The sequence below is a fragment of the Streptomyces sp. NPDC093260 genome (assembly GCF_040683715.1).
Classification (GTDB): domain Bacteria; phylum Actinomycetota; class Actinomycetes; order Streptomycetales; family Streptomycetaceae; genus Streptomyces; species Streptomyces sennicomposti.
Window position 1 is genome coordinate 92,198 of sequence record NZ_JBFBEK010000010.1, and the last position, 17,694, is coordinate 109,891.

A 17,694-nucleotide genomic window follows, 5' to 3' on the forward strand; every position below is an offset into this window, starting at 1 on the left:
GTTGCAGTTCGTCTGCGACCGTAGCAATAGTGCAACATCGCGTCCGTACAGTACGTGACCATGAACGCCTCCGAGTCCACCGCGGTGGACCTGCGTCCGCTGTCCGCGCGGTCCGTCGTCCTCAGCCTGCTGCTGGGCACGCACCCGCCGGAACTGCCGGTACGGGACCTGCTGCGGGCCGTCGAGCCCTTCGGGATCGGCGGCTCCACCCTCCGGGCGGCGCTCAGCCGCATGGTGGCCGCCGGCGATCTGCGGCGCGCGGACGGCGTCTACCGCCTCAGCGAACGCCTGCTGGAACGCCAGCGCCGCCAGGACGCGGCCGTGCACCCGCACACCCGCGACTGGACCGGCGCGTGGGAGATGGCGGTGGTCACGGCGACCGGCCGCGGGCCCGCCGAACGCGCCGCCCTGCGCACCCGGCTGACCGCCCTGCGGCTGGCCGAACTCCGCGAGGGCGTCTGGCTGCGCCCCGCCAACCTGCGCCGCCCCTGGCCCGGCGACCTGGACGACGTGGTCCGGCGCTTCACCGCCCGGCCCGAGGAGCCGGGCGAGGACCTCGCCGCCCGCCTGTGGCCGCTGGAGGCGTGGGCGGCGACGGCCCGGGCACTGCTCGCCCATGTGGCGCGCGGCGACCGGCCCGCCGACCGCTTCACCGCCCTCGCCGCGGTGGTACGGCACCTGCTGGCGGACCCCGTGCTGCCCGCCCCGCTGCTGCCCGGCCGCTGGCCCGGCCCGGAACTGCGCGCCGCCTACACCGACTACCGGCGCGAGCTGACCGAGGAGATGCTCGGCCACGCGGGGCGGTGAGCGACCGGGCGCCGTGTGGGCCGCGGTACGGGATCCCTTGTGGTGATGCCCTGCTGATGCACGCCGAAAGCCGAGCGCGGCCAGGCCGGCGGCCGGTGCGCGCCGGCTGCGGCGCGGACGTGCTGCTGAGATCGTGCTGCGCTCTCCGGGCAATGCCCCGGGAGGAACGTCCAGGGGGCGCGAAGGACGGCTGTCGGCCGGGCGCCGTCGACCCGGCGGGAGCCGTGCCGCGCCGGGGCGGAGAGAGCCGTCCGGCCGAGCGGGCGGCGCGGCCGGTGGCGCGGACGCGGACCCTGGAGTTCCCTGAGATGAGCGGGATGACCAGCACGGTCGAGGGCACCCGGGGGGCACGGAAGGGATCTCACCCAGGCGAGGAGAGTCATGGCTGAGCAGAAGTCGTCGTCAGTCCTTGCGGCGCCCCTGCACGGCGCGGCCTCGGTGCTGCGGAGGGTACCCGGCGCCGGGACGGTGGGCAGGGCCGCACAGGGCACACTGAACAAGGTCGGCGCCGTGTCGCCGAAGGGACGGCGGATCGCGGTCTACACGGGCGCCGGGGTCCTCGGCGTCGCCGGGGTCGTGGAGTGGCCCGTCGCGCTCACCGGAGCGGCCGTCGCCTGGCTCACCCAGCCCCGGCCGGAGCGCTCCGAGGAGCCCCGCGAGCCCGGACGCCTGACGGCAGGGGAAGCGGAGAACGGCGCGGGGGAGACCGGCACGGCAGGAGACACGGGCACCGGCACCTCGGCGACCGCCTCCGGCACCACGGACTCCGCAGCCGCGGCCCCGGCCACCGAGCCCCCCGGCGCCGCCGGCGCGTCCGCGAGCCCGGGCGTCGCCCCCCGGCGGGCCAGGCGCACCCACGCGACCGGTGAACCGGCGGAGGACATCGCCACCGCGGCGCTCACCTCCCGTCCGGCCGGCCGCGGCGCAGGCCGTACCGGACCCGCCGGAACGCCGCCGTCGTCGCCCGGCCCGGTGCCGGCCGACGACCCCGCGCCGAAGACCGCCGGCGACCGGGAGCGGGGCACGACCCCGGCCGGTCGGCAGTCGACGGGCAGGCCCCCGGCGGGCAAGGCGCCGGCCGGCAAGGCGACTGCGGAGAAGTCGGCCACCGGCCCCGCGGCCACCGGTCCCCTCGGCCCCACGGCGCGGCCCGGCCGCACCACTCTCTGAGGGCGCGCCATGGTGCCTGGACTGCTGACCGCGCCCTCGGCCGCCGTCAGGTCGCTGCCCGCGGCGCCCCGGGTGCTCGCCCGGGCCGCCGCCCCGGCGGTCGGGGTGGCCGCCGGGGCGGCGGCCGGGGCGGCACGCGCCGGCGTACGCGGCGCGGACGCCGCGGTGCGCGTCGCGCGGGTCGCCCGCAACACGCTCCCCACAGCCGGCGGCACCTGGCGCTCAGGGACGCGCGCCCATATCGCGCTGCGCGCCGCCGAGCCGGACGCGGTACGGCGCGCCGGCGGCACCGCGCACCTGGCGCGCCGGGTGGCCGGGAAGCTCGCCGAGCGGCCCGACGTCCTCTTCGCCTACTGGGACCAGGGGCTCGGCCGTCTGGTCGTCAGCGTCACCGAGGACGAGTTCTCCGACCGGGTCCTGGAGCACGCCGCCGACCTGGCCGCCCGCAGCGGCCTGGCCCTGGCGGGCGGCGACCCGGAGGAGATGACGCATCCCGCCGACCCCGCCGGGGTGCGGTCCGCGGCGGCCACGCTCGGCGCGGACCTGCTGGGCATCGCCGTGGGCCTGGCCGCGTACTGGCTCCGGTTGCCGCCGTCGCCGCGCGTGGCGACCGCGGTGGTGACCCTGCTCAGGGAGAACCCGCGCTTCCGCGCCCGGCTGCGCGCCCGGCTCGGCGCCGACCGGACGGACCTGCTGCTCGCGTGCGCCAACGCCGCCGTGCACAGCGTCGGGCAGACCCCCACCTCGCTCGTGCTCGACGGCGCCCTGCGCGGCTGCCAGCTCGCCGATACCGTGGCCCGCTCGGCCGCCTTCGACTCGGTGCACGACCAGCTGTGCTCGCCCGGGCGGATCAGCGTCGGCACCGACGACCGCCCGCGCCCGCCGCTGCGCGTCTCGCCCGCCCAGGATTACGCCAACCACGCCTCCGCCGGCAGCCTGATCGGCGCGGCGGCCACCTTGCTGGTCAAGCACGTCGGGTCCGACGCGGCCGAGGCGGTACTCTCCGGCTCGCCCAAGGCCGCCCGCTACGGCCCCGCCGTCTTCCACGCCGTGCTCAGCGCCGCGCTGGCCCGCACCGGCGTGCTGGTGCGCGACCCGGAGCGGCTGCGGCAGCTGGAGATGACCGGCACCGTCGTCCTGCACCCGAGCGCGCTGCGCGCCGAGGACGGCAGGGCCGACCCCTGGGCCGAACCCGTCCTGGATGCCGCCCGCCGGGCCGGCCTCAGGGTCGTCCTCGTGGGCGACCCGGCCCTGGAGGACATCACCGGGCTGGCCGACGAGGTGGTGGACGCGCGGCGGCCCCTCGACGACGTGGTGTACGGGCTGCGCCGCGACGAGGACGAGGGCGCGGTCGTCACCGTCGCCCGGGTGCGGTCGGCCGACGACCACGACGTCCTGGCCGGGCTGCGCGGCAGCGACATCGCCGTGGCCCTCACCGACCGCGACGGCGCCGTCGTGTGGGGCGCCGACGTCCTGGCCCTGCACGGCCTGCCCGACGTGTGGCGGCTGCTCACCGCGGTCCCGGCCGCCCGCCGGGTGGGCCGCCGGTCGCAGACCCTGGCCCGGTCCGGCGCCGCGCTGTCCGGGCTCATGGTCGCCGTCGGCGAGTCCAAGGGGGGCCGCGGCCGCCGGTCCGTGCTGCCCGGCCTGCGGCACGCCCCGGTCGACGCCGCGGCGGCCACCGCCCTGCTCTCGGGGGCGCGCGCCGCCCTGGGCGTGGCCGCCGCCCGCGCCCCCCGTCCGCACCCGCGTGTGCCCTGGCACGAGCTCGGGACGGACGAGGCCAGGGAACGGCTGGAGCGGGAACCGGCCGACGAGCCGACACCCGTGGAGCGGGCCGCCGGCCGCGTCCGCGAGGCCGTCGGCGGCGCCTTCCGCCACCCGGTCCTCACCCCGGCCCGCTGGACGTACGACCTCGGGCGGGCCGTGCGCGGCGAACTCCAGGACCCCCTCACCCCCGTCCTGGCGGTCGGCTCGGCGGCCTCCGCGCTGCTCGGCTCCGTGGTGGACGCCCTGCTCGTCGTCGGCGCCCTCGACCTGAACGCCCTGGTCGGCGGCGTCCAGCGGCTGCGCGCCGAACGGGCGCTGTCCGGGCTGCTGGCCGAGCAGAAGCAGAAGGCACGCCTGGCGCCCACGGCCGGTCAGGCGCCCGCCGCAGGCACCCGCACCGTCGACGCGGGAAAGCTCAGCCCCGGCGACGTGATCGAGCTCAAGGGCGACGACGTGGTGCCCGCCGATGCCCGGCTGCTGTGGCAGGCGGGCCTGGAGGTCGACGAGTCCGCGCTGACCGGGGAGTCCCTGCCGGTGCAGAAACAGACCGACCCCACCCCGCACGCCGCCGTCGCCGACCGGCTCTGCATGGTCTTCGAGGGCACCACCGTGGTGGCCGGGCAGGCGAGGGCCGTCGTCGTGGAGACCGGCGAGCTGACCGAGGCAGCCCGCGCCGTGCACCTGGCCGCCCGTACGCCCCCGGCCGCCGGGGTCCAGGCCCGCCTGCAGGAACTCACCCGCAGGGCACTGCCGTTGACCCTCGCGGGCGGCGCGGCGGTGACCGGTCTTGCCCTGCTGCGCGGCACTCCCATCCGGGAGGCGGTCAGCGGCGGGGTGGCCGTCGCGGTGGCCGCCGTGCCCGAGGGACTGCCGCTGGTGGCGACCGTGGCGCAGCTGGCCGCGGCCCGCCGGCTCAGCCGGGGCGGTGTCCTCGTGCGCACGCCGCGCACCCTGGAGGCGCTGGGCCGCATGGACACCCTCTGCTTCGACAAGACCGGCACCCTCACCGAGAACCGGCTGCGCCTGGTCCGGATCTCCGACGGCGGCGGCACCGTCCACGCGGTGGGCGACGAGGCGGGCGCGGGCACCCTCCGCGCCGCCGCGCGGGCCTGCCCGCGCCTGAACGGCGGCTCCGACCGGCCGGTGCACGCCACCGACGAGGCGGTCCTGGACGCGGCGCGGCCCGATCCGGACTGGACGCAGCTCGAAGGGCTCGGGTTCGAGGCGGCCCGCGGTTACGCGGCGGCCGTCGGCCGGACCGCCGACGGGCAGCGCCTGCTCGTGGTCAAGGGCGCCCCGGAGACCGTCCTGCCCGCCTGCCCCGCCCTGCCCTCGCACGCCGCCGACACCTCGCACTCCCTCGCCGGGAGCGGACTGCGCGTCCTGGCGGTGGCGCAGCGCCGGCTCACCGAGGGCGAGAAGGAGGCGGACGCACTCGAACGGGCCCTGCAGGACCTGGAGTTCACCGGTCTGCTGGCCCTGTCGGACGTTCCCCGCGAGACCTCCACGACCCTCGTGCACGGTCTGTACGAGGAGGGAGTACGGCCGGTCATGCTCACCGGCGACCATCCGCAGACCGCGCGGGCCATCGCCACCGAACTCGGCTGGCCCGAGGACACCACCGTGGTCACCGGCGACGAACTCGCCGCCGCCGACCGCTCCGCCCGGGCCCGGATGCTGCGCGACGCGGGCGTGGTGGCCCGGGTGGCACCCGAGCAGAAACTCCAGGTCGTCGAGGCGCTGCGGGACGCCGGGCGGGTGGTGGGCATGGTCGGCGACGGCGCCAACGACGCGGCCGCGATCCGGGCCGCCGACATCGGCGTCGGCATCAACGCCCGCGGCTCGGCCGCCGCGCGCAACGCCGCCGACATCGTCCTCACCGACGACGACCTCACCGTCCTGATCGACGCGATCGGCGAGGGCCGCGCCCTGTGGCACAGCGTCGCCGACGCCATCGCCATCCTGATCGGCGGCAACGCGGGCGAGGTCGGCTTCGGCATCATCGGCACCCTGCTGGCGGGCCGGGCGCCGCTGTCCACCCGGCAGATGCTGATGGTGAACCTCTTCACCGACCTGTTCCCGGCCATGGCGGTGGCGGTCACGCCCAAGGAGGACGTCGCGCGGGCACGCGCCGGCTCCCCGGAGGACGCGGCCGGCGGGGTCCTGGGGGAGCCGCTGATCCGGCAGATCCGCCACCGGGCGCTGACCACCTGCCTGGGCGCGGTCACGGCCTGGCTGATCGGGCGTTTCACCCCGGGCACCGCGCGCCGCTCGGGCACGATGGCGCTGTGCGGGGTGGTCGGCACCCAGCTCGCGCAGACCCTCCTCGACCGCCGGGACAGCAGGCTGGTCCAGGTCACGTCCCTCGGCTCGGCCGTCGCCCTGGTCGCCATGGTGCAGACCCCGGGCGTCAGCCGGGTCTTCGGCTGCACACCGCTCGGGCCGGTCGCCTGGGCCGGTGTCGTCGCGGCCATCGCCCTCGCCCTTGCGGGCCAGCGTGCGCTGCCCCGCCTGGAGGAGACGGTCGGACGGCTGCTGCCGAAGGGGCGGGGCCAGGAGGCCGCCGCCACCGCCGGGACCTGACCGGCGCCCGTGCCCCGTCGGTCAGACGGACCGGTGGTACTGGTCCGGCACGTGGACCTGGCCGCCCAGCCCGCGGGCCGCGTGCCGGGCCCAGAACGGGTCGCGCAGCAGCTCGCGGCCGAGCAGGACGGCGTCGGCCTCGCCGTTGACCAGGATCTTCTCGGCCTGCTCCGGCTCGGTGATCAGGCCCACGGCGGCCACCGGCATCGGTGTCTCGGCCTTCACCCGCGCGGCGAACGGCACCTGGTAGCCGGGGCCCGTCGGGATGCTCGCGCCGGGCACGTTGCCACCGGTGGAGACGTCGAGCAGATCGACGCCGTGCGCGTGCAGCTCGGCCGCGAAGCGCACCGTGTCGTCGGCCGTCCAACCGCCCTCCTCCAGCCAGTCGGTGGCGGAGATCCGGAAGAAGAGCGGCTTGTCCTCGGGCCACACCGCCCGCACCGCGTCCACGACCTCCAGCGCGAACCGCACCCGGTTCTCGTACGAGCCGCCGTAGGCGTCCGTGCGGTGGTTGGAGTACGGCGAGAGGAACTCGTTGATCAGGTAGCCGTGGGCACCGTGTATCTCGACGATCTCGAAGCCGGCGGTCAGGGCGCGGCGCGCCGCGTCCGCGAACTGCCGCACGATCCCCTGGATCTGCTCGGCCGTCAGCTCGTCCGGGACCGGGTGCCGCTCGTCGAAGGGCACCGCGCTCGGCGCCACCGCCTGCCAGCCGTGCTGGTCCGGCCCGACCGGCGCGCCGCCCCGCCAGGGCCGGTCCGTCGACGCCTTGCGGCCGCCGTGCCCCAGCTGGACCGCCGGCACCGTGCCCTGGCCCTTGAGGAAGCGGGTGATCCGGCGGAACGCCTCGACCTGGGCGTCGTTCCAGATGCCGAGGTCGTAGGGGGAGATCCGGCCCTGCGGCGACACGGCGGTCGCCTCCACGATGATCAGCCCCGTGCCGCCGGTGGCGCGCGCCGCGTAGTGGGCGAAGTGCCAGTCGTGCGGGACGCCGGTCAGCGGGCCCTCGGGTTCGGCCGAGTACTGGCACATCGGGGGCATCCAGACCCGGTTGGGGATCGTCACTTCGCGCAGTGTCCAGGGCTCGAAGAGCGCACTCACGGCGGACTCCATTCGTCACGGGAGCGGTGGTCGGCTTGTACGATAGCTCTCGTAGTACGGCGACTGTCAAACTACGATGTTCCTCGTAGAATGAGCTGCCTCGTACGAAGTGGAGCCGCCGTGACCGCCCCTGCCTCCGTCCCCGCCGCCGGCAGCCGTGCCCTCGCGCACCCCGCGCCGCGTGAGATCCGCCTGGAGGGCGTGCTGCACGCGCTGTCCGACCCGCTGCGCCTGCGCATCGTGCGGGAACTCGCCGTCGGCAGCGGCGAGCTGGCCTGCTCGGACTTCGACGTGCCCGTCAGCAAGTCGACCACCACGCACCACTTCCGCGTGCTGCGCGAGGCCGGGGTGATCCGGCAGGTCTACCGGGGCACCGCGAAGATGAACGGCCTGCGCCGCGACGACCTCGACGCCCTCTTCCCGGGCCTGCTCGACAGCCTCCTCGACGCCGCCGCCCGCCAGGAGGGACGCCTGGCGGGGGCCTGAGACGCGTCGGCCGTCCCGGGCGGCGCGCCTACCGCGGCGCCGTGCGGGCCGCCGCCCGGAGCGATTCCCAGTCGGGCAGCTTGACGACGCTCCGGCCGAGCGAGGCGCCGAGCCGCGCCTCGGCCCGTTCGATGGCCTGCCAGCCCGCCCATCCGACCGGTTCCCCACCCTCCGCGCGCAGCGCCGCCAAGGCGTCCTCGGGCACCGGCGCGCGGACGAGGTCCGGCGCGTCCGCGAGCAGCGAGGCCACCGTCTCCTTCGCGCACGGCCGGTTGGTGCCGATGACGCCGGTGGGACCCCGCTTGATCCATCCGGCCACGTACTCACCGGGCGCGACGACGCCCTCGCGCAGCACCCGGCCCGCCCGGTGCGGCACGGTGCCGGTGGCGGGGTCGAACGGCAGCCCGTCCAGCGGCACCCCGCGATAGCCGACCGACCGCAGCACCAGCTGCGCCGCCAGCTCCTCGTACCTCCCCGTGCCCCTCACTCCGCCCCGGCCGTCCGGCGCCGTCCGTTCCAGGCGCACCGCGGCCACCTGTCCGCCGGCGCCGAGCAGTTCGACCGGGCGCAGGAAGAACCGCAGGTGGATGCGGCGGGAGCCGCCGCGCAGCGGCGTGCGCGCCCACTCGCGCAGCACCTCCACGTTGCGGCGCTGGGCGGCCGGCAGTGCCGAGGGGTCCGCGCACGCGGGGTCCAGCGCCAGTTCCGCCGGGTCGACGATCACATCGGTGTCCGGCAGGTCCGCCAGCTCCCGCAGTTCCTTGGTGGTGAACCGGGCCTGCGAGGGGCCGCGCCGGCCCACCATGTGGATGTCGGTCACCCGGCTCGCGGCGAGCGCGGCGAGCGCGGCCTCGGGCATGTCGGTGGGGTTCAGCTCGGCCGCGCCCCGGGCCAGCATGCGGGTGACGTCCACGGCCACGTTGCCCACGCCGACGACCACGGCGCTGCGGGCGTTCCGTACGAAACCGCCGTCCACGGCGTCCGGGTGGGCGCTGTACCAGGACACGAACTCCGTCGCCGACCAGCTCCCCGGCAGCTCCTCGCCCGGGACGCCGAGCCGGCGGTCGGTGGAGGCGCCCACGCAGTACACCACCGCGTGGTACAGCTGCCGCAGCCTGTCGACGGGCAGCCCGTCGGGGCCGCCGATCCGCACCCCGCCGAGGAATCTGACCCGCTCGTGCTCCAGCACCGCGCGCAGACTGCCCTGGAGCGACTTGATCTTCTCGTGGTCCGGCGCCACGCCGTAGCGGACGAGCCCGTACGGGCACGGCAGCCGGTCGAGGACGTCGACGCGTACCGAGGGGTCCTGCTGGACGAGGCCCTGAGCGGTGTAGCACCCGCTCGGCCCCGAGCCGACGACGGCGACACGCAGCACGGCGGAACTCCTTACCCCGGCGGTCGCAGGAGAGCGCTGATGTCTCCCAGCATGGCACCGGGGATGCCGGCGGGTAAGCGCCACGACACCGCCCCGGCGGCATGTCACCCGCCCGCCCCGGACCGCCGCCTCTCCCGGCCCGCGAGGGGCAGCCCGGACCGGCGGCCGGCCTGCTACTCCGGCCGGTCCGTCGCGAAGAAGCGGGACACGTCGGCGCCGCAGGAACCACCGGGGGCGTCCGCGCCCGGCGGCATGCCCATGTCCCAGTCCAGGCCGTAACGCTCGAACAGCTCCGCCCGCAGTGCCGGCACCGGCATGGGCGCGCCGGGCACCAGCGCCGCGTACACCGCGCCCATCAGCAGCGCCCGCAGCATCGGGTAGTCCGCGTCGACGTCGGCCGAGCCGCGCCGCGCCACCGTGTCCCGCAGCAGGTACGACAGCCGCTGCTGTTCCGGGCACTGCACGAAGCCCTCGGCCTGGAGGATGCCCGCCATGTGCTGGCGCATCAGCACCGGCCGGTCCACCGCCAGACCCAGGATCGCGTCGATGGCGCGCGCCAGCCGCTCCCGGCCGTCCTCGGTGCGGGGCTCGCGCTCCAGTGCCTCCTCCAGTGTGCGGTGCATCAGCCGGTGCACGGCGGACTGCACCAGCTGGCGCTTTCCGGGGAAGTAGTACGACACCAGGCCGCGTGCCGAGCCCGCCCGGTCGGCGATGGCGCCGAGCGTCGTCGCGTCGTACCCGTGTTCGGCGACCAGTTCGACCGCCGACTGGAGAAGCCGTTCCCGGGAACGCCGCCGCAACTCTTCATTGACCGAGGCGCTGCGCGGGGACATGCTGTAACTCCTGCGTTGACTGGCTGCCAGCCAACTATACTCAACGCAGGCGGACCGGCCCCTGTGAGGGCCTGGTCGGCATGCCGCCCGTCTCGGGCGACGCGGGGGATCGTCCGAGACGGGCTCGCTCTTCCCCGCATGGTGTCCTGAGGCACCTAATGGGTCCCCGGGGTCGGCGCCGGTTCCGAGAGCTGATGTCCAGGGGCCGGGAGTCGGCGGATTCGCGGCTTCCCCGCTCCGCTCAGCCCAGCGCGTGCAGTCCCGGAACGAGCGTGACCAGGACCGGGACCACCGGCACGAGCGACGCCACCGCCGTCAGGCGCAGACGGTGGGCGGCGGTGAGCCGGCCGCGGGGCGCCAGCAGCCGGTGCACCCGCCGCGGCACATCGGCCTGCGGGCTCGGGCAGGGGCCGAACACGCCCCGGTCCTCATTGAGTTCGACCAGGGCCAGCGCGGTCGTCAGCCGGCCGAAACGGCGCGAGGCGGCGTCGTCGGCGGCGAGTTCGACCAGGCGGTGCATCTCGTCGCGGAACGCGGCGAAGACGGGTACCCGCGGGAAGCCGTCGGCCAGCGCGGCCGAGCAGTGCAGCAGCCAGTCGTGCCGGGCCCGCGCATGTCCCTGCTCGTGGGCGAGGACGGCGTCCAGCTGCCGTCCCTTCAGCCGGCGCAGCGCGGCCGTGGTGACGACCAGCCGGGGCGTGGCCCCGGGCAGCCACCGTGCGTCCGGCCGGTCGCTCTCCAGCACGACGAGCCGGTCGGCGCCGGGCTCCTCCCCAGGCAACAGCGGTGCGCGGACGAGGAGTTCGGCGCGGCGACTGCCGCGCCGCCGCCGCGCCCGGACGATCTCGCGCAGCAGCATCGCCGCGCTCCACACCCCGCCGCAGGCCAGGGCCACCGCCGTGGTCGGCGCCCACGCCCCGGCCGTGCCGAGCGCGTACGCCTCGACCACCGCGCGCGGCGCCGTGGCGAACACATGGCCGCGCACCGCCTCCCAGGCGGCCGCAGCGCTGAGCGTCATCGCCAGCGTGCAGCACAGCAGGACGGAAGCCACCACGCACTGCCAGGCCCACAGCGCGACGACCGGCTCGCGGTCCGGCCAGTCGGTCCGGGCCAGCAGCCGCGGAGCGGCCACGGCGGTCAGCGCGCCGAACAGCAACAGGACCGCGGGGACCATCATGCGAGCACCTTATGAGCGCCCGGCCGCTCGGATACCGCGCCGCCCGGCAAAGTGACGCAGACCACGGCGCCAAGACCCCGCCGGACCGTCTGCCGCGGCGTTCCCGCCGCCCCCGGGACGGCCCCGCCCGACACCGGACCCGTCCGCGCCGACCCTCGCCCGCCCACGTCCTCCGGACCCGCGCCCGCTCACATCGTCAGCAGCATCGCCACCATCGCCATCCCCATCGACAGCCGGCACGCGCGCGCCAGTTCCGGGCGGTCGCCCCAGCCCGTGCCGCCGCCCCCACCGCCGGCCACGGTCACCGCACCGTCGCCGCCACCACCCGCGGGCGCGGCCACCGCCGGCACCAGCCGGGCGCCGGTCAGCAGGACGTACCCGGCGAAGTACAGCAGCAGCGCGCCGGTGAGCAGGGGAGGCCCCGAGCCGCCGTGCGCGTGGTGGTGCCCGCCGGAGGAGCCGGGGGAGAGCGTCATCACCACCGACATGTAGACCATGGCCGCGGAGCCCACCGAGTGGTGCAGATGGTGCGCACTGGTCCGCGCCCACCGCAACGAGCGCAGCGCGGCCACGCCGAAGACCGCCGCGTAGCAGGGCCAGGCCCAGGCCGGCGGGGTGAAGGCCGCCGCGGGCACGGCCATGGCGGCCATCGCGAACCCCATCAGCGCCTCGCCGCCCGCGGCCCTGCGCTGCTCCTCGACGCCGCTGCGCATCCGCAGCAGGCAGTAGGCGCCGCTCGCCGCGCACAGCGCGACCAGCAGCCAGCCGGGCGAAGCCGGTCCGTGCACCCCCCACCTCCCCGCTCGACGGTCGCCGGACCGCCGCTCGCGGTCCGCCGGTCGGTCAAGCGATGCCCGGGGCATGCGGCGCGCACACAAGCGCAAGGGTGTACGCGGGGAGCATGTGGGGGAGTGCATGGCGGCACGACGCGGCCGGGCAGCATAATTTACTGGTAAAACACCTGTTAAGATTGTGGGTATGAGCAGTGCGCCCCCCAGTCCCCACCGCACCCCCGCCCCCACCTCGACCCGCCGGTCCGCCCCGCGCCTCCCGCTCGCCGGAGTGCTCCGGCTCGGCCGTCCCTCGGACATCTGGTTCAAGCCCGCGCTGAGCGTCGTCGTCTCGGTCGCCCCGCCCAACCTCACGCTGCTCGCCCTCGGCCGGCTCGACCTCGCCATGTACACGATGGCCGGGTCGCTGTGCGCCCTCTACGCCCACAACCGCCCCTATGCCGCCCGGGCCCGGGTCCTCGCCTGGGTCGTGGCCGGCATGCTCGGCGGACTCGGCCTCCCCCTGGTGGCCGCCTCCCTGACCACCGACGCGGCCGTCCTGGTGACCGTGGGCGCGCTCATGGCCGCCGCGCAGAAGGTGCTGTGCGACGCGACCCGGCTCGGTCCGCCCGGCAACGTCGTCCTCACCTTCATCAGCTCCGCCTCCCTGTTCGTCCCGCAGACCCTCGGCCAGGTCCCCGGGCACCTGGCGCTGGCCGCCGCCGCGGGGATCTGGGCCTGGCTGGTCGGCATGGCCCCGGGACTGCTGCGCCCGCACGGCCCGGAGCGCCGCGCCACGGCGCAGGCGCTGAACGCCGCCGCCGCGTACGCCGTCACCGGCGGCGACGGCGCGGGCCACGCCCGGACCCGCGCCGCCGCGGCGGCCGCCGTCCAGGCCGCCTGGCAGACGTTGCTGGCCTCCGGCGCACGCGCCGAGACCCGGCGCGCCCTGGAACGCCTCGTCGTCCGCGCCGAGGTCGCCCTCGCCGCCCCGGCCGACACCGACCCGGACCGGCTGCGCACCTGGGCACGCCTCCTGTGCGGTCGCGGACCCGTCCCGGCGGTGGACGAGACGGCGGCGGCCACCGACGAACTGCTCGGAGTGGCCGCCGAGAGCGCCGCCCCGCACCGACCCTGGTGGAGCCGCCTCGGCCCGCTCGCCCCGATCGCGCTGCGCACCGCCCTCGGCTGCGCGCTCGCCGGATACGCCTCCCTCGCCCTCGGCATCGGCCGCCCCTACTGGGCCCTGGTCACCGCCGCCGCCCTCTACCAGGCCAACCTGGCCCTCACCTGGAACCGGAGCGTCCAGCGGGTCGTCGGCAACCTCGTCGGCGTCCTCGTCTTCGCGGTCATCGCCCCGCTCGCGCACACCAGCGGCGTGGCCCTCGTACTGTGCTGCCTGGCCCTGAACTTCGGCGCCGAGGCGCTGATCGGCCGCAACTACTGGCTCGGCACCATCTGCGTGACCCCGATGGCCCTGCTGATCACCGAGTTCGCCCGGCAGCAGGCCACGGGCGAGCTGATCACGGAGCGCGCGGTCGACACCGTCGTCGGCGCGCTGGTCGGCTTCGCGGCCGCCGTGGCCGTCACCAACCGCCGGGCCGGCGACCGCATCGAGGACGCCCTGAGCGCCGTGGAACGGGCCCGCGAGCGGGCCGCGCGTCTGCTCGCCGAGGACCGGCCCGAGCCCGCCGCGCTGGAGACCGTCCGTCGGGCCCTGGCCGCCGCGCTGGTCGAACTGCGCGCCACCGCCGACGCCGCGTCCGGCGAGTGGTGGCAGCGCGCCCTGCCCCAGGAGCGGGTCGTGCTCACCGAGCAGGCCGCACACCGTACGCTCGCCGCGACGATACGTCGACTGGGACTGCACACCCCGGCGACCGGCACGGACGGCACCACGGAGGACCCACGGCCATGACGGCGAACGACGGACGGCCGGCCCCCGGCGCCGCCCACGACCAGACCGCGGTGACGACCGAGGACACCCTCGTCCGGGACGCGGCCCCGCCTCGGGAGGCCACCCGGAGTGCGTCCGTCCGGGACGACACCGTCGCCGCGGTCGTGCGCCAGTGGCGGGCCGTCCACCCCGGTCTGGACACCGCGCCGATGGAGATCATCGGCCGGATCAACCGCTGCGCCGCCCTCCTCCAGCAGGCCGAGGACGCGCCGCTGCGCCGGGCCGGGCTCAGCCGGCCCGAGTTCGACCTGCTCGGCGCGCTGCGGCGCACCGGGCACGAACTCACCCCCGGCGAACTGGCCCGCGAGACGTTCTCCTCGGGCGCCGCCGTCACCAAGCGCCTCAAGCAGCTGACCGAGCGGGATCTGGTCGAGCGGCGCGGCGACACCCGGGACCGCAGGGTCGCCCACGTCCGCCTCACCGACGCCGGGCGCGAGCTGGTCGACGGCATCCTGCCGGAACAGCTCGCCTACGAGCGGACCGTCCTCGCCGGTCTCGACAGCGCCGGACGCGGCGAACTGGCCGCACTGCTGTGCGAGCTGCTGAGCAGGCTGGAGGGCCGCCCGGGGGCGTTGCGGATCTGAGGCGCGTCCAGGGGCCCGACGGATTCGGGTGGCGTCGTCAGGGCAGCGATCGTGAAGCCACCGCCTCAGCCACGCCCGCAGCCTCAGCCCCGCCCCCGAGCCTCGGCTCACCGCCGAAGCCGAGCACACCGCTGAGCCGCACCGCGCCGGTCCTCAGCCCGCCCCCGCCCCGCTCTCCTCCCGCCCGGCGTCCTGCGCGCCGTCCGGCCCCATGTCCTCGTCGCCGGCCGTGTAGACGCCGAAGGCCGCGCCCTGCGGGTCGCGGAGCACCGCGATCCGGGGTCCGTCCGGGACGGAGGTGGGCTCCTGGAGGGCCTTGCCGCCCGCCCGCAGCGCCACGTCCGTGGTGCCGTCCACGTCCTCGACCGCGAAGTAGGGCAGCCAGTGCGGCGGCACGTCGGCGGGGAAGCGCTCGTGCAGCGCGGTCACCCCGCCGAAGTCCATGCCGTGCATGCCCCACTGCGTGTACCACTCGGAGGCGTTGACGCTCCAGCCGAAGACGCTCGTGTAGAAGTCCCTGGCCCGCTTGACGTCACGGGTGGCGAGCTCCACCCAGCCGAGCGCACCGGGCCGGTTGAAGACGCCGGCGCCCGGGAAGTCGCGTGCCTGCCACAGCTGGAAGGCCGCGCCGGACGGGTCCAGCGCCACCGTGCGGCGGCCCTCGTCGAAGATGTCCATCGGGCCGCGGATCACCGTTCCGCCGGCCTCCACCACCCGGTGCGTGGCCGCGTCGGCGTCGGCGACGGCGAACGAGACGTTCCAGGCGATCGGCTGCGTGGGCCGGTAGAGGGGGCCTAGCCCGGCGACCGCGGCGCCGCCGAGCCGGACGACGGTGTAGCCGCGCAGCTCGGGGCGGGAGTCGGGGGCGTCGCACCGCCAGCCGAAGACCTCACCGTAGAACTGCTTGGCCGCCGCGAGATCGCTGGTGCCCAGCTCCGCCCAGCAGGGGCCGCCGGTCACCGGCTTGTCGAACTCCATGGCACTCCTCCGGGAAGAAGGCTCGCCCCCACCTCCAGCACGCTATCCCCGGTCACCGACGGTGGCCAGCCGGGGCCGTGGCCGGGGTGGCCCTAGATCCCCGGCCGGTGGCGCAGCGGATGGTCGGCGGGCACCTCGACGAGGACGACGGGCGTGCCGTCGGGGTCGGCGATCCACATCTCGATCAGCCCCCACGGCTCGCGCACCGGCGGACGCACGATCTCCACGTCCGCGTCCCGCAGCTCCGCGTGGGCCGCGGCCACGTCCGGCACCTGGAGCCACAGCCGCACGGCGGGGGAGCGGGGGGCGTCGGAGCGGCCCGACAGCTCCAGGAAGCCGCCGCCGAGGAAGTAGACGGTGCCGCGCTCCGGTCCCGTGCCGAACTCGCGGTAGACGGGCAGGCCCAGCTGCTCGCCGTAGAACCGGCGGGAGCGCTCGGGGTCGGTGGGCTGGAGCAGCGTCCGGCTGCTGAGTACATGCACCATGAACCCGGAGCCTAACGAGCGAGTGGCAGGATGGCGTTCTGCACCGCCTGTCGCGCACGAGTACGGTCGCGCACGAGTACGAAAGGCACCACTCTGATGGAGACCGCCGCCGCCCCCCTGACCTTCCGAGACGCCACCGAGGCCGACGTGGACACGCTGGTCGCGCTGATCGAGTCGGCCTACCGCGGCGACGCCAGCCGGGCCGGGTGGACGACCGAGGCGGACATCCTCGGCGGACAGCGGACAGACCCGGAGGCCGTGCGCGCGGTGATCGAGTCGCCGGACAGCAGGCTGCTGACGGTCGAGCGGGACGGCCGCGTGGTGGCCTGCTGCCAGCTGGAGCACCGGGGCGCGTACGCGTACTTCGGCATGTTCGCGGTCGCCCCGGACCTCCAGGGCGCCGGACTCGGCAAGGTGATCATCGCGGAGGCGGAGCGGCGGGTCCGGGAGATCTGGGGCGCGACGGAGATGCACATGACCGTGATCTCCGTGCGCGAGGAGCTGATTGCCTGGTACGAGCGGCGCGGCTACCGCCGCACGGGCCGGATGAGCCCGTTCCCGTACGGCGACGAGCGCTTCGGCCTCCCGCTCCGCGACGACCTCCGGTTCGAACTGCTGGTCAAGGAACTGGTCTGACCCGGAGCCGGTCCGACGGGCCCCGCGCGGCGCGCTCTCACGCGGTGAAGCGGCCGGTGCGCTTGATGTCCGGATAGTCGGTGGTGGCCCCGTCCAGCTCCAGGGCGCGGACCAGCCGCAGGTGGTCCAGGGTGTTCACCACCCAGCCGATGATCCTCAGGTCCGCCGTGCGGGCGTGCTCGACGGTCTCCAGGGTGAGCCGGCGGATGTTGAGGACGAGGGTCGCGGCCCCGGCGGCGGTGGCGCGCCCGACGACCTCGGGGCCGTAGTGGTCGGCGACCAGTGCCGTGCGGACGCCGGGCACCAGGCGGGCGATCTCGGTGAGCGCCTCGTCGTGGAAGGAGAGCACCTCCACCCGGGACAGCAGATCGCGCCGGTGCATGACCTCGGCCAGCGCCCGCGCCGCGGCCGCGTCCTTGATCTCGGCCTGAAGCGGGGCGCTGACGGCGTCCAGGACCTCCTCGAAGACCGGGACCCGCTCGCCGTGCCCGGCGTCCAGAGCCCGCAGTTCGGCGAGGGTCTTGTCGGCGATGGCGCCGCTGCCGTCGGTCGTGCGGTCCACCTCCGCGTCGTGCATGACGACGAGGGCGCCGTCCTTGCTGAGGTGCAGATCGAGTTCGATGGCGTCGAGGCCGGCCTGCTGGGCGGCCACGAAGGAACGGAGGGTGTTCTCGGGCTCGACACCCATGACTCCGCGGTGACCGATGGTAAGGAAGTTCAAGGTTCAACTCGCTTCCGTCGACGGCGGCTCGGCACGCACGCGGACCATACGGGGCCTCGTCGTCCACGCGGCAGGCCCGCAGCCTAACGGCCCGTACCCGCGTTGGACCCCCGCGTACACGGCGCACTGGGGTGACGACCGGGCGCCGCAGGGGCCTGGCCCGTGCGGACGATCACCCGGGCGTGGGCGAGTCGCGCGGACGCTGACGAACCGGCCCCGGACCGCCGTCCCGCAGCCGCCGCAGGCCGGAAGTCGCCTCTCTGG

At 75.9% G+C, this 17,694-nt stretch carries 14 protein-coding genes and 1 pseudogene; 7 read left to right on the plus strand and 8 right to left on the minus strand.

Annotation, left to right across the window (positions count from 1 at the left end):
- Window positions 1-60 precede the first annotated feature (60 nt).
- The 3 genes and pseudogenes from AB0N63_RS15115 (at window position 61) to AB0N63_RS15125 (ending at window position 6,330) form a co-directional block, all read left to right on the plus strand.
- A complete protein-coding gene (locus AB0N63_RS15115; RefSeq protein WP_365528976.1) occupies window positions 61-807 on the plus strand; it encodes a PaaX family transcriptional regulator C-terminal domain-containing protein in 747 nt (248 codons plus the stop codon).
- A 381-nt stretch (window positions 808-1,188) separates the two neighbouring features.
- Window positions 1,189-1,443: pseudogene (locus tag AB0N63_RS15120) on the plus strand (hypothetical protein); the annotation flags it as partial.
- A 543-nt stretch (window positions 1,444-1,986) separates the two neighbouring features.
- Window positions 1,987-6,330, plus strand: coding sequence for a cation-translocating P-type ATPase (locus AB0N63_RS15125; RefSeq protein WP_365528979.1), 4,344 nt, complete (start codon window positions 1,987-1,989; stop codon window positions 6,328-6,330).
- 21 nt (window positions 6,331-6,351) lie between these two features.
- Here AB0N63_RS15125 and AB0N63_RS15130 read toward each other — a convergent pair whose 3' ends face one another.
- The gene (locus tag AB0N63_RS15130) at window positions 6,352-7,431 is read right to left on the minus strand and encodes an NADH:flavin oxidoreductase/NADH oxidase (RefSeq protein WP_365528982.1); all 1,080 of its coding nucleotides are present in this window, start codon (window positions 7,429-7,431) and stop codon (window positions 6,352-6,354) included.
- A gap of 90 nt (window positions 7,432-7,521) precedes the next feature.
- Between AB0N63_RS15130 and AB0N63_RS15135 the strand changes: the two genes are divergently transcribed.
- A complete protein-coding gene (locus AB0N63_RS15135; RefSeq protein WP_365528985.1) occupies window positions 7,522-7,917 on the plus strand; it encodes a helix-turn-helix domain-containing protein in 396 nt (131 codons plus the stop codon).
- Window positions 7,918-7,945: 28 nt separating this feature from the next.
- Here AB0N63_RS15135 and AB0N63_RS15140 read toward each other — a convergent pair whose 3' ends face one another.
- From AB0N63_RS15140 to AB0N63_RS15155, 4 genes are all read right to left on the minus strand, one after another.
- On the minus strand, window positions 7,946-9,292 hold the full coding sequence (locus AB0N63_RS15140) for an FAD-dependent oxidoreductase (RefSeq protein ID WP_365528988.1): 1,347 nt from the start codon (window positions 9,290-9,292) through the stop codon (window positions 7,946-7,948).
- 173 nt (window positions 9,293-9,465) lie between these two features.
- On the minus strand, window positions 9,466-10,125 hold the full coding sequence (locus tag AB0N63_RS15145) for a helix-turn-helix domain-containing protein (protein ID WP_365528991.1): 660 nt from the start codon (window positions 10,123-10,125) through the stop codon (window positions 9,466-9,468).
- Between the two features lie 241 nt (window positions 10,126-10,366).
- Complete coding sequence (locus AB0N63_RS15150; RefSeq protein ID WP_365528994.1) at window positions 10,367-11,302, minus strand: M56 family metallopeptidase; 936 nt, start codon at window positions 11,300-11,302, stop codon at window positions 10,367-10,369.
- A gap of 188 nt (window positions 11,303-11,490) precedes the next feature.
- On the minus strand, window positions 11,491-12,090 hold the full coding sequence (locus tag AB0N63_RS15155; protein WP_365528997.1) for a DUF5134 domain-containing protein: 600 nt from the start codon (window positions 12,088-12,090) through the stop codon (window positions 11,491-11,493).
- Between the two features lie 190 nt (window positions 12,091-12,280).
- Between AB0N63_RS15155 and AB0N63_RS15160 the strand changes: the two genes are divergently transcribed.
- Both AB0N63_RS15160 and AB0N63_RS15165 read left to right on the plus strand, forming a co-directional pair.
- Window positions 12,281-13,987: an FUSC family protein gene (locus tag AB0N63_RS15160; protein WP_365529000.1), complete on the plus strand. Its 1,707-nt coding sequence runs from the start codon at window positions 12,281-12,283 to the stop codon at window positions 13,985-13,987.
- On the plus strand, window positions 13,984-14,610 hold the full coding sequence (locus AB0N63_RS15165) for a MarR family transcriptional regulator (protein ID WP_365529003.1): 627 nt from the start codon (window positions 13,984-13,986) through the stop codon (window positions 14,608-14,610). The genes AB0N63_RS15160 and AB0N63_RS15165 overlap by 4 nt, the downstream gene beginning before the upstream one ends.
- Before the next feature lie 153 nt (window positions 14,611-14,763).
- On the opposite strand, the gene AB0N63_RS15170 is transcribed toward AB0N63_RS15165, so the two are convergent.
- Both AB0N63_RS15170 and AB0N63_RS15175 read right to left on the minus strand, forming a co-directional pair.
- Complete coding sequence (locus AB0N63_RS15170) at window positions 14,764-15,588, minus strand: VOC family protein (RefSeq protein ID WP_365529006.1); 825 nt, start codon at window positions 15,586-15,588, stop codon at window positions 14,764-14,766.
- 92 nt (window positions 15,589-15,680) lie between these two features.
- Window positions 15,681-16,073: a VOC family protein gene (locus AB0N63_RS15175; RefSeq protein ID WP_365529009.1), complete on the minus strand. Its 393-nt coding sequence runs from the start codon at window positions 16,071-16,073 to the stop codon at window positions 15,681-15,683.
- 96 nt (window positions 16,074-16,169) lie between these two features.
- Here AB0N63_RS15175 and AB0N63_RS15180 point away from each other — a divergent pair, with 96 nt between their 5' ends.
- Complete coding sequence (locus AB0N63_RS15180) at window positions 16,170-16,709, plus strand: N-acetyltransferase (RefSeq protein ID WP_365529012.1); 540 nt, start codon at window positions 16,170-16,172, stop codon at window positions 16,707-16,709.
- Window positions 16,710-16,746: 37 nt separating this feature from the next.
- Here AB0N63_RS15180 and AB0N63_RS15185 read toward each other — a convergent pair whose 3' ends face one another.
- Window positions 16,747-17,430 carry a glycerophosphodiester phosphodiesterase family protein gene (locus AB0N63_RS15185; RefSeq protein ID WP_365529015.1) on the minus strand — a complete coding sequence of 228 codons (684 nt, stop codon included), beginning with the start codon at window positions 17,428-17,430 and terminating at the stop codon, window positions 16,747-16,749.
- Window positions 17,431-17,694 lie beyond the last annotated feature (264 nt).